The sequence below is a fragment of the Priestia sp. TGN 0903 genome (assembly GCF_050846855.1).
Lineage (GTDB): Bacteria > Bacillota > Bacilli > Bacillales > Bacillaceae_H > Priestia > Priestia zanthoxyli.
Map to the genome: position 1 here is coordinate 606198 of NZ_JBOZGL010000003.1, position 15219 is coordinate 621416.

The window sequence follows — 15219 nt, forward strand, 5'->3', positions numbered from 1 at the left end:
GAGTGTTTCTATGAAAATTGTGATTGCACCGGATTCATTTAAAGAAAGCTTAACGGCTTTGCATGTTTGTGAAGCGGTTGAAAAAGGAATAAAAGCTCATTTTCCAGACGCGGAGATTAGTAAAGTACCTATGGCAGACGGTGGAGAAGGAACCGTTCAGTCGCTTGTGGACGCGACGGGCGGACAAATTATACAAGCTAAAGTAACCGGACCTTTAGATAAAGAGGTGGAAGCTTTTTACGGAATTCTTGGAGACGGCAACACGGCTGTTATTGAAATGGCAGCCGCTTCAGGCCTTCATCATGTTCCTGTCGATAAACGAAACCCGCTTATCACAACAACGCGAGGAACGGGCGAGCTCATTCTTAAAACGTTAGATCATAAAGTGAAGCATATCATTATTGGCATCGGAGGAAGTGCTACAAATGATGGAGGAGCCGGTATGGCAAAGGCTTTAGGGGCAAAGCTTCTTGATGCTAACGGAGCAGAAATTAAAGAAGGAGGAGGCAGTTTAGATCAGTTAGCCTCTATCGATCTGACAAACTTGGATTCTCGGCTTGCTGAAGTTAAAGTAGAAGTGGCGTGCGACGTAGACAATCCGTTAACGGGTGAAACCGGAGCATCCGCTGTGTTTGGTCCTCAAAAAGGTGCAACTCCTGATATGGTTAAACACCTTGACCGTAATTTAGCTCATTACGCAGCGATTGTTGGAAAAGAAATGGGTATTCATATTCAAAGTATTCCTGGTGCCGGGGCGGCAGGAGGACTAGGAGGCGGCCTGCTGGCATTTTTATCTGCGGAGTTAAAGCCAGGTGTAGACATAGTCATTAAAGCAACTCAGCTAGAAAGCTATATTAAGAATGCTGATCTTGTCATTACCGGTGAAGGAAGAATAGATGGTCAAACCATTTACGGGAAAACCCCCATTGGAGTAGCGAAAACAGCAAAAAAGCATAGCGTTCCCGTGATAGCAATAGCAGGGAGCATTGGAGCGGGAAGTGAAGCTGTGTATGAACATGGTATTTCTGCGTTATTCAGCGTCGTGCCCGGAGCGGTTGATCTGTCAGAAGCACTAGAAAAAGCTGATGAAAATATTGAAAGAACGGCTAAAAACGTAGCGTCAGTTATACGCTTAGGCATCAAGTGAAGGAGTTACAGTTTTTATTGTTCTTTTTTAATAAATAGTAAAAGGTCTCTTCCATAAGAAGAGGCCTTTTTTTCGTTTAGTGCTGAAGTAAGCTGCTATCATTCTTTTAAATTTTATATAGGAAATAGAACTAAATGTTTTCTGAAGCGTCATAGTAAGTAAGCAGTCACAAAGAGTCACTAGGGTTGGCATCTGCTTGTTAATTGCTACTTACGGAAAGGAGAAGTAAACGTGCAAAAAAAGTTTAGGTTCTTGAGGATTCTACGAAACGTGATAGTAGCTATATTGGGGATATGCATCATATGGAGTGTAACGAATCAAGTAATGACGGCAGTGGAAAAGAAAAAGTACCCGCCTATTGGTCAATTAGTAGAGGTTAATGGCAGAGATATTCATGTATATACAAAAGGTAAAGGGGAAAATACGATTGTACTACTAACCGGCCTAGGAACGACTGCGCCTGCACTGGATTTTGAACCTTTAGTAAATGAACTGTCGAAGGATAATAAAGTTGTGGTAGTAGAACCATTTGGATACGGATGGAGTGATACTACGAATAAAAAACGTACGGTAGAAAATAGTGTAAGCGAAATGAGAGAAGCTTTGCAAAAATCGAATATAAAGGGTCCGTATATATTAATGCCGCATTCAGTTTCTGGCGTGTACAGCATGTATTACGCTAATAAATATCCAGATGAAGTAAAAGCAATTATTGGAATAGACCCTACGTTGCCAAAAGCGCTGGATTATTTTAAAGAAGAAGGGCCGAATATACCAAGTTTGATGAGTGTTTTAGCGCCAAGTGGAGTGGCTCGCTTAGCCCTGCTTACTAGTCCTAATCAGTATCTACCGCTAGCCGAAGAAGGAACGTATACAGCAAAAAATTTAAAAATGACAAAAGCAATCTCCAGCTGGAAAGGCTACAACAAAAACGTCATTGATGAAGCAAAAGAACTGAACAACAATATAAATAAAACTCTCGATATGTCGTTTCCTTCAAAAATACCCGTAATGATTTTTACTAGAAAAATAGATAAAGAAGCAAAAGAAGGAAAATCAAATATTACGTTTTACCAAAATCAATTAAGTCACGTATCGTCGCAAAAACTAGTTGTTTTACAAGGTCATCACTATTTACACTGGACGAAGTACAGAGAAATGAGCAAACATGTGAATGATTTTATAGATACATCTATTAATTCAAGTACAAAGAAATAAAGGTTTTAAGAAAAAGGAGTCCGAACCAGGGGTCTCCTTTTTTATGACACTGCAAATAAAAAATTGCAGCCGCCATTAAGGGGTAGGATGAACTCTTTGTTTTTTACAAACGTAAATCATTTGAGTGCTTTGGTTGGTCAAAGCGCTCTTTTTCCAATCTCCGTAGACGTTCGTAATCATAAATCCGATACGTGCTAAAAGATGTTCCATTTCTTGCGGGAACGTATAGCGTAAATCTATTTTCGATGTTATTTCTTTTATGATTGTTTCGTGATCTCTTATCTTTCTAGTTGTGAGATTATGCTGAATTTGTTTGATGGCATCATAGTGGCTGATTATGTAGACGTCTGTTGTATATCCGGTGTCGGAATCTTGGTAGCTTTTCCAATATTCTTCTGCTTCTGTTGATGTTAGCTCTTCTATAGAAGGAAAACGTATTCCAACAATAAAGATTCCACCGTCGTTCAAATGCGTATAAACGCCGCTTAAAAAGGCGTGCTGCTCCTCATTTGTTAGAAAATGCTGAAATGAATTTCCTACGATATAAATAAAGTCGCTTTTTATTTTTAAGTCGAGTTTGGTACAGTCTTGTTCTACCCATTTAACAGATAGCTTTAAAGCCTCTGCTTTCTTTTGTGCTTCTTGCAGCATGGGTGGGTGAATATCTACTCCAATCAGTGAATGTCCCGCTTTTGCTAATGGAATGGTCGCACGTCCTGTACCACAAGCTAAGTCAAGGATTATTCCGCTTTCCTTAGCTGCTTCTGTTAGTAAAAAAGCAACGTCTTCTGTATACTGCTCATTTTCATCGTCGTATAAAAGAGGGTTATTATATTCTTCTAAATTTGTTAACATAAAAGCGGACCTCCGTGTAGGTATATTTTTACATAATTATAGCAAAAAAAGAGCTGAAACTAGTTTCAGCTCTTTTTTTTTACAGCCCACCCCTCCACAATTTCCGTAAATCCACCTAGGTGTTCTTCAAATATCCGTTTTCGATGTCCGTTTGCTCCGGATGGATGAGGAAAGCCAAATAAATACGTATGCCGAGAAAACGAAGGTTCACTTGAAAGTTTTCTTAAAACATTTTCAACTGCTTTTCCTAGCGGAATGATTAAGCATGGATTCTTTATTTCGTTCAATTCCTGTGGAAACACTTCAAAAGCATAGTGTGAAAGAAGCGCTGATCGTTCAATTGGCGGCTGATGACCCGTATAGTTTTTTCCTTTGTAAAACACAGGATACTTTAATACGGACGTGGTATGCAGCATATCTCGCTGTGAAGCAAATAACTCAGCGGCACTGTCTATATCGATCGCTTTTTGAACGCCGCACCTGTCTAACATGTCTATTAAATTTACTCTCATCGTTCCGCTAAAGCTAGCGGATTTTTTTGTTTCGTACAGTACTTGTTCAAGCGGATGATGATGGGACAGGCTGGAAAGGCATTGTTTAAAAGCGGTTTTCATTTGAAACCAGCCTGGTGTGATGCCGGCAATGAAAATATGAGCGTCTGGATTTATGTAATCGTTATGGGGTGAGTAGTACATGCTTAGTTCCTTTTCTTGACCGATTAAAAAGTCTTTTTGCAACAGCTGTTCTTTCGTGAAATTCATGTTATGCAATTGTTGAAGGGCAGGCAGACATTGTTGAAAATAAGAATGTTTGCTAATCATATGCGCTCTCTTTCCTTATCAGTATTTCTTCTTTTATTTTCCCCAACAAACCGTTTTATATCAAATATGAACAAATTCTTATAAAAATTAATATTTACTAAAAGTTTACTTAAGTTTTAGTGCGGTTTGATAAAAATAAGGCAGTGGTAGCGGCTTTTTTGTCACTTTAACGGCGGAACTAGCAAAAGAAATGAAGAATTTTGGAGGATATTTTAATAAATTTACTGAAATTTTAAAATTATTTATTGAAAGCGTTTTATTAATGTGCTATTCTTCCAATATAAGAGATAAATATTTAGTAAAAATAGAAGATTATAATAGAGAGGTAAAAAGATGGCAACTTTAAAAGATATAGCGGCGTACGCTAATGTTTCCAGTTCAACCGTATCCAGAGTACTAAATAATGATCATACGCTTTCTGTATCTGAGGTTACTCGTGAGCGCATTCTTCATGCAGCCAAGGAGCTGCAATATACGCCCGTGAAGATACGAAAAGGAACGGCAAATGGAAAAGACATAGAAGCTCCAAGGATAGGTATCATTTTTGCTCAATCCCTTGAAGAAGAGTTAGTAGACCCTTTTTTCTCTTCTATTCGCCATGGAATAGAGAGTGAATGCGCAGAAAAAGAAATTTTTACAGTAAAGTCATTTAGACTAAAAGGCATGAAGCAAGAAGAGCTGCTGCAGGATCTTGATGGAGTAATTGTAGTGGGAAGAGTTAGTCCAGAAACGGTTCAAGAAGTGAGCAATCATTTAGATACTATTGTTTTTATCAATCACAAAGCGGATGAGGATTTGTACGATTCGGTCATGATTGATTTTGAGAAAGCTACTAAACATGCATTAAATCATTTATTTGACCTCGGTTATAAAAGAATTGGCTATATCGGAGGGACAGAAAGAGAACATTATATCAATGGAAGTTCTATTATTGAAGATCAGCGTCAAACGGTTTTTGAACGCGTTATGCATGAAAAAGGCCTGTTCGATTCTGAGAAAGTTTATGTCGGCGAATATTCAATGAATGAAGGATATGAGCTGATGGGACAAGCGATTAAGCAAGGAAATCTTCCTGAGGCATTTTTTATCGCAAGTGATGCAATGGCGATAGGAGCGATGCGTGCCCTGCAGCAATCAAATATAAAGGTTCCTGAAGACGTAGCGATCGTAAGCTTTGATGATGTGGATGTCGCAGCATTTGCGAGCACGCCGCTCACCACAGTTAAAGTATATACCGAAGAAATGGGAAGGCAGGCTGTTAAAATGCTAGTAGATCGGTTAAGCGGCAGGTCCATTCCTTTAAAAGTCATGGTGCCGACCAAACTAATTTACCGTGAAAGCTGCGGAGCTTTGCTCAAGAAGCAGTAACCTAAAAGTTATAACTTGAAAGGGGGTGATAGAAAAGCAGAATTCATACATAAAGAGTGATAAGGGGGAAGAAAAATAGAAAAAATCATAAAAAAGGCAGGTTAAAAAGCCCTAGAAACTACATACTTATTGGCAGATAAGTATGTAGATGAAAAAGCTTTTTAGGACTCTTTGAACCTTTGTAAAAGTATAGGATTAAATTATAAGTGACTTTATTTCGTTGTGCAATGAATTTGTCTATGTACAAATAACTGAATATTCAGTTATTTTTGTCTTGATAGAGTATAAGGAGGAAAAAAGATAAATGAAAAAGCTTACGTATCTTTTTGTTCTATTACTAGTCTTTTCTGTTGTGGCAGCGGGCTGCGGAAATAAAGAAGCGGCAACAGGCGGAAATGGGAAAACAACGTTAACGCTTTTTTCTACGATGAGTAATAAAGGCGAGAGAAAAGCGCTTCAAAACGCGATTACAGAATTTGAAAAACAAAATCCAGATATTAAAATTGATGCGAATTTTCCGGGTAACGGCTATGAAGATATGCTTCGTGTGAAAATGGGTGCAAATGATATGCCGGATTTATTTGATACGCACGGCTGGTCTCAGCTTCGCTACGGGGAGTATGTAGCAGATTTAAAAGATATGGATTGGGTTCAGCATTTGGATCCGGCGCTAAATCAAATTTTAAAAGATAAAAGCGGCAAAGTGTATGCGTATCCTTTAAATCAAGCAAAAGACGGAATTAGCTATAATGCGACGTTATTAAAAAAGTACGGAATAAAGCCTCCTAACACAATGGATGAATTTATAACAGCGTTAGAAACAGTAAAAAAGAAAAGCAAAGGAGAAGTAGCGCCTCTATGGATCCCAGGAGGGGAAAATGGCAATATTGCTCAAGTGTTTGATCAGCTGGCTACACCTCAGCTTATTACAGCAAAAAATAAGAACTATGCTAAGCAGTTGGAAAAAGGGACATTCAATTGGTCAAACTATACGCTTCTAGCGGAAACAATGGCAGAAATGAAGAAAAAAGGGCTGCTGAATGAAGATGTATTAACCGCAAAAGTATCTCAAGCAACGGAATTAATGGCTCAAAATAAAATTGCTTTCACATTTGTGGGCGGATCTCTTGGAGCGGATGCAACAGAATTAAATCCTGAAGTAAAAGTAGGAACTGTACCGGTGCCTGCTATTCATAAAGGGGGCACGCAAAGCTGGATTGGCGGAGAGCGCTTTACCCTTGCTGCGTGGAAGGATTCTAAGCACCTTAAAGAAGCTAAGAAATTTATTGAATTTGTGTCACAGCCGGAAGTTGCCAAAAAGATTGCCGAAGGAACGTCTTCAGCATCGGCTCTGACAAACAATAAAACCCAAAACTACTACTCTGAATACTACGATAAGTATAGCGATATTAAAGTTGAGCCATACTTCGACCGAAAGTATTTACCGAGCGGTATGTGGGCAGTGATGTCTTCTACAGGTCAAGAATTGCTAGCGGGAAGTTTAACGCCAAAGCAATTATCAAAAGAGATGGAAAAAGAGTACAAGCGTCTCAGTAAACAATAAAATAGTGTGCAAAAGTTCCTTGTTCGCTAAGAAGCAGGGAGATAGTCTTCTGCTTCTTTTCAACACAAGCTGAAATAGGAGTGAACACGATGAATGAAATAGTCAGGAAAGAGTCGGTTTCCGTAGTAAGAGATACGGAAAAACGAAAGAAAAAATTAAAAACAGAGTCTTCTTTATGGTGGATGTACCTTCCCGGCTTAGTAATTATCACCGTTTTTATTATCTATCCTTTTATTAACGGAATTAGACTTTCCTTTACTAATTGGAATGGATTTTCACAAACATACGATTGGATTGGGCTCCAGCAGTATAAACGTTTGCTTGCAGACCCAACGACTTGGCTTGTGATAAAAAATACGCTGCTCTACGGAATAGGCAGTACAATTTTCCAAAACATTATTGGCTTGTTGTATGCTTTGCTTCTCAATCAAAGCATTAAATTGAAAGCTGTAACAAGAACAATTGTCTACCTTCCAGTTATTATCAGCCCAATTATTATGGGGTATATCTGGTACTTCTTTTTTGCCTACCAAGGAGGCGCTTTAAATGACCTTCTTGTATTTTTAGGCTTTGAGAAGATTAATGCTTTGGGGACTCCGGAGCTTAACTCTTGGATTATTGTGTTCGTCAATACGTATCAATTCGTTGGAATTGCGATGATTATTTATTTAGCGGGGCTGCAAAGTATTTCAAAAGATTATTACGAAGCGGCGCAGCTTGACGGAGCATCGACTCTTCAGCAGTTTAAAAACATTACGCTTCCACTGCTCATGCCTTCGATTACAATTAACGTCGTTTTAAATATTATCGGAGGTTTAAAACTGTTTGACGTCATTGTTGCGCTGACAGGAGGAGGGCCTGGAGATGCATCGCAGTCAATGTCTACTTTTATGTATGATTTATATTTTAGAAGACAGGACGCCGGCTATGCTGCAACTCAAGGTGTGTGCATGGCGCTCATTATTTTAGTCATTAGCTTATCAGCACTTGTGTACTTTAAGCGAAAGGAGACAGAAGCGTGATGGACTATACAAATAAACGGAAAAAACGATTTTTTACCTTTCTAGCGCTTTGTATAACGCTCGTTCATATTGTCCCTTTTTATATTCTAGTTACGACTTCTTTAAAGGCAACCGGGGATTTTAGTTCAAAATGGGTATTTCCAAAAAGCATACACCTTGAAAATTTCACAGCGGCTTGGGAGCAAGCCAACTTAGGAAATTCTTTTGTTAATACATTTATCATTACGTTCGTTTCGGCGATTCTGCTTATTTTTTTAGGATCAATGGCTGCGTATCCTTTAGCGCGACGCCAAACGAAACTAAATAAGTACGTCTATTTTATCTTTATCGCCGTGATGGTAATACCGCCTTTAACAGCGCTAGTTCCGCTGTACAAAATGGTTGTGAATATGGGGATGATGAACACGTATCAAATTGCTATTTTAAATAATGTCGCAGCATTTTTGCCGCTAACGATCTTTTTATATGCGAGCTTCATTCGCTCCACTATTTCTAAAGAGCTCGAGGAAGCAGCAAGAATTGACGGGGCCGGCACGTTAACGATTTTCTTTAAAATCGTATTTCCACTGCTAAAGCCTGTCACTGCGTCTATTTTAATTATTGCAAGCGTCTATATTTGGAACGACTATCAGTTTGCGATTTTCTTCCTTCAAGATAAGGAAATGCATACATTAACCGTTACGCTAGCAAGCTTTTTTGCCGAAAATCAAAATAATCTTAGCTTAGTAGGAGCAGCTGCGATTATTGCGATGCTTCCAATGACCATTTTATTTTTAGTGCTACAAAAATACTTTATTGCAGGGCTTTCATCAGGATCTGTAAAAGGATAAAACCAATATGAGGAAGGAAGATGACAATGTCTAAAATCACATTTATCGGAGCGGGAAGTACAGTTTTTGCAAAAAATATTTTAGGAGACTGCATGTTTGTGCCTGCTTTAGCTGGCTTTGAGTTTGCACTTTACGATATAGATGCTGAGCGTTTAAGAGATTCGGAAAATATGCTAAACAATCTAAAAGAAAACTACAAAGTGAATATTACGGTTAAAGCCTATTTGAACCGCAGAGAAGCTTTAACAGGAGCAAAGTATGTGATTAACGCGATTCAAGTAGGCGGATACAAACCAAGCACCGTCATTGATTTTGAAATTCCTAAAAAATACGGCTTGCGTCAGACGATTGGAGATACAGTAGGAATTGGAGGAATCTTCAGATCACTGCGCACGATTCCAGTGCTGTTTGATTTTGCAAAAGATATTGAAGAAGTATGTCCGGATGCGCTGTTTTTAAATTACACCAATCCAATGGCAACACTAACGGGTGCAATGCTGCGCTATACAAATGTAAAGACGGTAGGCCTTTGTCACAGTGTTCAAGTATGTACAAAAGATTTATTTGATTCTCTCGGAATGGATCATGAAGGAATACAAGAGAAAATCGCAGGCATTAACCATATGGCATGGCTGCTAGAAGTAAAAAGAGATGGACAAGACTTATACCCAGAAATCAAGCGTCTGGCAAAAGAAAAACAAAGAACAAAGCATCATGATATGGTGCGTTTTGAGCTAATGGATAAGTTCGGTTATTATATTACCGAATCGTCTGAGCATAACGCAGAATATCATCCATACTTTATTAAACATAAATATCCAAATCTTGTTGATCAGTTTAACATCCCTCTTGATGAATATCCGCGCCGATGCGAAGAGCAAATCAGCAATTGGGAATCAATGAGAGAAGAAATGGTTAACAACAGTCAGTTAACTCATACGCGTTCACATGAGTACGGCTCTAGAATTATTGAAGCAATGGAGACAAACGTGCCGTTTAAATTTGCGGGTAACGTATTAAATACCGGAGGCTTAATTAGTAACCTGCCGACAAAAGCGTGTGTAGAAGTTCCATGTGTTGTAGACCGAAGCGGTATTATGCCGACTTATGTAGGAGACTTACCAGAGCAGCTTGCGGCGTTAAATCGCACGAATATTAATACGCAATTATTAACTATTGAAGCAGCGGTCACTAGAAAAAGAGAGCACATCTATCAAGCTGCGATGCTAGATCCTCATACAAATGCGGAATTATCCATGGATGACATCATTCGTATGTGCGATGATTTAATTGAAGCCCACGGCGAGTGGCTGCCTGATTTTACAGGGAAAGTGAACCAATACGTGTAAGAAAAGAATCCTCGGCTGAGATCAGCTGAGGATCTTTTGTACTTAGGAAAAGAAGGGAATATCATCCAAATGGATATTGACATTTAAAAATGTTCATCATACACTGTAAGAAGCAAGTCATTTTATACTAAGAAAGGAAAGGTACCGTAGACAATGGATAAGTAATCCTATTTTTTTAGACATTCTTTTAAAACTTTATTTTAAATGAACATTTGTCTAGATAGGATTAGTCTGTACATTTTTAGGTGCCATTTCTATATGTCTTATATGAAGTGATTTCTCCCTTTTTTTACTCTATAAAAGGGTGCATATTTGCGTATGCCTAATTATGACCTCTAATCCTCTCTAGAAATCCTAGGGAGGTTTTTTTATGTTATTGTTAGAAGCTATAAATATTGAAAAAAGCTATGGAGATCGCCTGCTGTTTCAAGCAGAGAAGCTTCAAGTACATCGCGGAGAGCGAATTGGAATTGTGGGGAAAAACGGAGAAGGCAAATCGACGTTGCTTCATATTTTAATGAAAAAAATGAGTCCAGATCAAGGGATTGTGCAAACATATGGCCGTTCCTCACTGATTCCGCAGCTTGATGTTCAAGCTACAGGAGACGTTTCTCCTGAGATGAAAAGTCAGTGGAGTGTGCCAACTGAAGCGGACTTTCTTAGCGGAGGAGAAGAAACAAGAAAGAAAATTGCTGCTGCTCTTTCATCCGGGGCGGAACTGCTTGCAGCCGATGAGCCAACGAGCCACTTAGATGTAAAAGGCGTAGAGAAATTTGAAGAAGAAATGAAGTCTTTTACAGGCAGTCTGCTGCTGATTTCACATGACCGAGAATTATTAAACCGCCTTTGTACGTCTATTTGGGAAGTAGAAGGCGGCAAAATTCACTGTTATGAAGGCAATTATCAAGAATATGTGACGCAAAAAAAACACGCGGTTGAAAGACAGCAGTTTGAATATGAACAGTATGTAAAAGAAAAGCAGCGGCTTGAACTGGCGTCTGAAGAAAAAAGCCAAAAATCAAAGTCGCTTAAAAAAGCGCCGAGCCGCATGGGCAACTCTGAAGCGAGGCTTCATAAACGAGCGGTCGGAAAACAAAAAGCGAAGCTAGACAGAAGCGCAAAAGCGATTGAAACAAGAATTGAAAAGCTGGAGAAAAAAGAAAAGCCAAAAGAAATGGAAGAAATTCATTTTGACCTATCGCAGTTTCACCAAGTGCACAGCAAGCAGGTACTAAGCTTTGACAAAGTCTCAGCATCAGCTGGTAATCATATCTTGTTTCAAAACCTAAAAGGCGGTGTGAAGCCAGGAGCGAAAGTAGCGATTGTCGGCAAAAACGGCGCCGGAAAATCTACGCTGCTGAATATGATTGAGCAGCGAACAGAAGGAATCACGGTTGCGAAGCCTGTAAAACTTGGGTTTTTTCATCAGCGCCTTGAAAATCTAGATCCCGCTAAAAGCATTTTAGAAAACATCAAAGAAGACAGTCCGTACACCGAGCAGTTTATTCGTACGGTGCTATCGCGCTTACTTTTTAAACGTGAAGACGTGTATAAAAAAGTAGAGATGCTAAGCGGAGGAGAACGAGTCAAAACGGCATTAGCAAAAGTCTTTTTAGGAAACTATAACGTTCTTCTTTTAGATGAACCGACCAACTATCTTGATCTTCATACAAAAGAAGCGCTTCAAGAAGTGTTAAAAGCTTATCCAGGGACGATTTTATTTGTGACGCACGACCGCTATTTTGTTAAAAAGCTTGCGACGCATGTTTTGACGTTAAAACAGTCCAAAGCGGAGCTTGCGGCGATTGAAGATACGGGTAAAAGCAAAAAAGCGTCACAGCAGCAAAATGAAGCGGAGAAACTTGCGCTTCAACTAGAATTAACAAAAGTGATTAGCGAGCTTTCTATCACGCCAGAAGGAAAAGACAAGCAGCGTCTTGAAAAAAGATACGAAGAGCTTTTAGAAGAAAGAAAACGATTAAATAGAAAGGAAGGGTAATATCACTTCACCTAACAATGAATACAATGATGTTACTGAACATCAAAAGCGTATTGAAGGAAAAATGACGGATATGAATGTAAAAGGAACGCCCAAAAGAATAAAATGGATTGGCTATGGAATCATTATTTTCTTTGTGATTCTTATTCTAACGATGATCATCAGCGTATTTATCAATTAAAACAAAAAGCAGCCGCTTCAATGTTGAAGCGGCTGCTTTTTTATTTGCCTACTTTTGTAACGATCGCATCTCCATTTTTTCCAACTCGTACAGTAGCAAAACGAGCTTCGCTTTCCACTTTGCTGCCGGTTCCTTCTGGAATAAAATAATGCTCAATTCCGTACTGAATTCCCCATTCGTGATAGCTGCCCGTAATGACAACGTCTTTTTCTTTAGAAGTATACGGCTTATTCCAGTCATCATCCGCTTGGTAGATTTTTGCGTATTCATACACGCCTTGTTTGTCAGGGCGAAGAACGAGCTTCACTTTTTCTCCGTCTTTCACATGAGGTAAGGTAACGTGCGCAATGTCGTAATTAAGCTCAACATAATCGCCTTGCAGCAGCGAGCGCGGATCGATCGGCTGTAAAGCGAGCTTAATTTCTTTTCCGTTTTGAAGAAGCACTTCGTTTTTAGTGAAAATGCCGCCCAGCATAATGAGCTGAACAAGAATGATGATCCATACAGCGGTTCGTCTGCGGTCAAGAAACGATGGCTGCGGCTGATCAGGCATTGACAGGTCCCATTTCCTGCTTAGGAAAAGAAAGATAAGACCTAAAATAACGAGTACAAGTGACTTATTAAATAAATCCCACACAAAGTCGTAATATTTCATCGCTAAAAAAACAAACCAGAAAATCATGCCGACCATAAAATCGTATTTTGGCTCTTTTCGTACCGTCACAAATAAAAAGACGGTCGAAATTACAAAAAACATCGTACAGTAAATAATATTTAAAAAAGACGGTTCGCTTAATTCAGTCAGCGACAGTAAAAAGATAAAAGCAAGAAGAAGCGCTGCTTTTTTAAACGCGTGGTGTACGTTTATCGCGTACACAGCGGCATTTAATAGAAACAAAGCGAGCAGCACATAATCTATTTTGATAGTGTCATAGTAAGCAGTCGGAACCTTTATTAACAGAAGCCCTTGCACTAGCACAAAAAGCAGCAGGCGAACGGGCGTATGCTTTGTGAATACTAAAAGCGCTACAAGTGCGATGACGTAGATAAAAAACAGAATGTCGTTCACAAAAAAAGAAGCGCCGCCGCTAATTAATACGCCCATCATTAAAAGCGTATATTTTACCGTTGGAATATCTGCTTTAATCCAATAACATGCCACAATCAGTAAAACGCCAATCACAAGCATTCCATTTGTTGGGTACGTTCCTGTAATAAGTGTGACAAGTCCTCCTAAAGAGCTGCTGCCGATGACCGATGCAATGGCCGTAATCCCAATCACCGCTATTCGTTTGATTACGCGGAGCGAGGTTTTTTGTGCTGCCGTGTTAGCAGTGAGCCATTTGACAAACCATACGCTTGCACCAATAAATAAAATCACAAATCCTAAAGCTAAGAACAGTGACCATTCAGCGTAGTGTTTAAAAATAAAAGAGAAAAACTGTTCAATAACAAATAAAGCAAATGCTACGATGGAAATCCCTAAAAACGACCTTTGCGGCTCCACTTTTGAAAAATAAAAAAAGGAGCTTAGTAAAAACAGCAAATAAAAAATAATCAGACCAATCCGTAAGCTAGAGCTCCCTGTGAAATCCGGCAGGGAAACAGTTAAAAAAATGTAGTGAAACAAACAAAACGCCGCATACATGATCACAGGAGACGAGCGCCGTTTCTTTTTTATGATCCAAAAAATAATCAAGTTCACAAACGCCATTCCTGCGTAAAGTAAAAGCGTCTCGTGTTCGCCTCGCTGTGAAACTGCGCCTGTTGGTGAAATGAAAAAAGCCATGGTGAATTGAAATAAAACAAACGATAACACGTAAAACGGCTGATACTTTGTAAAAAAGCTAAACAAAATAACCGGCACAAGCCAAATTAAAAACAGCCAGTACGATTCAGCGTGCGTGTTGTAAATTTGAGAAAGAAGCGCGATGCTTAATCCAAATGAAAGAGCGCCGGCCAAAAGAGTCCAGTGACTTAAAAACGCCTGCTGAGGAAGCAGCTTTCGCACTACAAACGCACTTCCGTAAAACAGCAGCATCAGCCCCACGCTCAGCGCAATTTTAATGTAGCGGTCAAAGCCTTGCCAGTTCGATGCAAAGAAATATAAAATGCCGGACAAAACAAGAGCCAACCCCAGTAAATAACCGAGTCTTACGAGCTTTTCTCTCATACTCAACCTCCTCTTTATATTATGTATATACTAGCGCATGTTTAAATATTTGGAAATAGAAAGAATGAATGCGTTTTAACAAAAAAATTGTGTAAAAAGGCCTTTTAGTGGCGTGGAAATAACAAGCAAAGTAGTCCGAAAATCTTGATAAATTGTCAATGGTAAGATAGTTTTGGTTATTTTATCCTGAAGAGTGGGTATTGAACTAAAAACCTACATTATTCCCAAAAAATATAAGAAAACATGCCGATGTGCTCTCTTTCTTTATTTGATAAGCTATAAAAGGGAATTACTGTTAGAGAAACCAAGAGATAGATATAAAGGAAGTGTCATCATATGAATGAGATGTTTGTTGCTCATCTGTATACCCAAGTGAAGCAGGCACATGAAGATATCCAGCAGCTTACGGCTAGTAAAAACACGTTAACGGAAGTCAAAGGCGAGCTTGAACGTGCAAAGGAAAAGGTAAAAGAACCAGAGCTCACTTCCGCCACTTGGTCAGGCAGCCTTGCTGTTGGGTTTGAAGACATCCGCACCGCTATGTTAGACGAATACGATGATTTGCTGACCCGTCAGCTGACGGATGCCATCACGACAATTGATGCAAAAATTACGGCGCTTCAATCAGATATACAAGGGATGGAACGCGCCATTAAAATGCAAGAAGACGAAGCAAAAGATAAGGTGTGATG

General features: G+C 39.2%; 12 protein-coding genes. 9 read left to right on the plus strand and 3 right to left on the minus strand.

Going from position 1 to position 15219, the window contains the following annotated elements:
• Positions 1-10 precede the first annotated feature (10 nt).
• Together ACRPLY_RS14140 and ACRPLY_RS14145 are read left to right on the plus strand one after the other, a co-directional pair.
• Positions 11-1147 carry a glycerate kinase gene (locus tag ACRPLY_RS14140; protein ID WP_325077821.1) on the plus strand — a complete coding sequence of 379 codons (1137 nt, stop codon included), beginning with the start codon at positions 11-13 and terminating at the stop codon, positions 1145-1147.
• Between the two features lie 324 nt (positions 1148-1471).
• Positions 1472-2365, plus strand: a complete 894-nt coding sequence (locus ACRPLY_RS14145; RefSeq protein WP_325077833.1) for an alpha/beta fold hydrolase — start codon at positions 1472-1474, stop codon at positions 2363-2365.
• Between the two features lie 75 nt (positions 2366-2440).
• Here ACRPLY_RS14145 and ACRPLY_RS14150 read toward each other — a convergent pair whose 3' ends face one another.
• Together ACRPLY_RS14150 and ACRPLY_RS14155 are read right to left on the minus strand one after the other, a co-directional pair.
• Positions 2441-3220: a class I SAM-dependent methyltransferase gene (locus ACRPLY_RS14150; RefSeq protein WP_432231889.1), complete on the minus strand. Its 780-nt coding sequence runs from the start codon at positions 3218-3220 to the stop codon at positions 2441-2443.
• Between the two features lie 65 nt (positions 3221-3285).
• A complete protein-coding gene (locus ACRPLY_RS14155) occupies positions 3286-4041 on the minus strand; it encodes a hypothetical protein (RefSeq protein ID WP_432231890.1) in 756 nt (251 codons plus the stop codon).
• 333 nt (positions 4042-4374) lie between these two features.
• Here ACRPLY_RS14155 and ACRPLY_RS14160 point away from each other — a divergent pair, with 333 nt between their 5' ends.
• The 6 genes from ACRPLY_RS14160 to abc-f all read left to right on the plus strand — a co-directional run bounded on the left by ACRPLY_RS14160 (position 4375) and on the right by abc-f (position 12173).
• On the plus strand, positions 4375-5409 hold the full coding sequence (locus ACRPLY_RS14160) for a LacI family DNA-binding transcriptional regulator (protein ID WP_154992434.1): 1035 nt from the start codon (positions 4375-4377) through the stop codon (positions 5407-5409).
• Between the two features lie 304 nt (positions 5410-5713).
• Positions 5714-6973, plus strand: coding sequence for an ABC transporter substrate-binding protein (locus ACRPLY_RS14165; RefSeq protein WP_325077817.1), 1260 nt, complete (start codon positions 5714-5716; stop codon positions 6971-6973).
• Between the two features lie 89 nt (positions 6974-7062).
• Entirely contained in the window at positions 7063-7995 is a 933-nt protein-coding gene (locus tag ACRPLY_RS14170) for a carbohydrate ABC transporter permease (protein ID WP_325077816.1), read from the plus strand.
• Positions 7995-8825 carry a carbohydrate ABC transporter permease gene (locus ACRPLY_RS14175; RefSeq protein WP_028412981.1) on the plus strand — a complete coding sequence of 277 codons (831 nt, stop codon included), beginning with the start codon at positions 7995-7997 and terminating at the stop codon, positions 8823-8825. Before ACRPLY_RS14170 ends, ACRPLY_RS14175 begins: the two co-directional genes overlap by 1 nt.
• 26 nt (positions 8826-8851) lie before the next feature.
• The gene (locus ACRPLY_RS14180; RefSeq protein WP_014459694.1) at positions 8852-10174 is read left to right on the plus strand and encodes an alpha-glucosidase/alpha-galactosidase; all 1323 of its coding nucleotides are present in this window, start codon (positions 8852-8854) and stop codon (positions 10172-10174) included.
• Between the two features lie 370 nt (positions 10175-10544).
• Positions 10545-12173 carry a ribosomal protection-like ABC-F family protein gene (gene abc-f, locus ACRPLY_RS14185; protein ID WP_325077815.1) on the plus strand — a complete coding sequence of 543 codons (1629 nt, stop codon included), beginning with the start codon at positions 10545-10547 and terminating at the stop codon, positions 12171-12173.
• 221 nt (positions 12174-12394) lie between these two features.
• Here the strand turns inward: abc-f and ACRPLY_RS14190 are convergent, their stop codons facing one another.
• A complete protein-coding gene (locus ACRPLY_RS14190; RefSeq protein ID WP_432231891.1) occupies positions 12395-14527 on the minus strand; it encodes a GDYXXLXY domain-containing protein in 2133 nt (710 codons plus the stop codon).
• Positions 14528-14863: 336 nt separating this feature from the next.
• On the opposite strand from ACRPLY_RS14190, the gene ACRPLY_RS14195 reads away from it, so the two are divergent.
• The gene (locus ACRPLY_RS14195; protein ID WP_014459697.1) at positions 14864-15217 is read left to right on the plus strand and encodes a YwqH-like family protein; all 354 of its coding nucleotides are present in this window, start codon (positions 14864-14866) and stop codon (positions 15215-15217) included.
• Positions 15218-15219: the final 2 nt, after the last annotated feature.